This is a genomic window from Mucilaginibacter angelicae (assembly GCF_042434235.1).
Classification (GTDB): domain Bacteria; phylum Bacteroidota; class Bacteroidia; order Sphingobacteriales; family Sphingobacteriaceae; genus Mucilaginibacter; species Mucilaginibacter angelicae.
In genome coordinates, this window is sequence record NZ_JBHLTS010000029.1 from 1 (window position 1) to 612 (window position 612).

The following is a 612-nucleotide window of genomic DNA, read 5'->3' on the forward strand; positions in this document are numbered from 1 at the left end:
ACCTTCGATCAAATCTTCGTTAAGTGTACGCCAAAAGCGCTCTACTTTACCGTTTGTTTGTGGTCTGTATGGCTGAATATACCTGCGTTTGATACCGGTTTCCATCAGCATCCGTTCAAAAGGATGGTTGCGTTTGTTCTGGCTAACAGCCGGACCAAACTCGGGCCCATTATCAGCAATGATTTCTTCGAACTGGATACCAAACTTCTCTCTGATCATTCGCATACAGCGCAAGGCCGCAAACATGGTGGTTAATGCAGTGATATCTTCCATAACCTCAGCAAAGGCTATCCTGGAGTAATCATCAATAACACAAAGCAGGTAAAGTTTACGATGCTGACCACGAATAATGGTTTTGCTTAAGTGATGACAATCAATATGACCTAACTGTCCCATGCGCTCTTTAATGATCTTACGTTTAACTTCTTTATCCTGAGGTTTTAAACGGTTTTGGCCGTAACGTTTCAGGATATTATAAACTCCCGAAGGCGATGGCTTAAAGTTATTGGATTTCTGCTTAAGCTCCTGAGCTATTTCAAACTTATTATTACCTCGCGAGCGCATTTCAAGCACTAAGGCTTCATCGGTAAGCGAGGGTCTGCGGGTTCTGTA

Annotated in this window: 1 protein-coding gene; it reads right to left on the reverse strand. The window is 43.0% G+C overall.

The window, feature by feature from the left end:
* Positions 1-612: DDE-type integrase/transposase/recombinase (locus ACFFGT_RS19120; RefSeq protein ID WP_377024124.1), on the reverse strand; the 612-nt coding region annotated here is incomplete at both ends.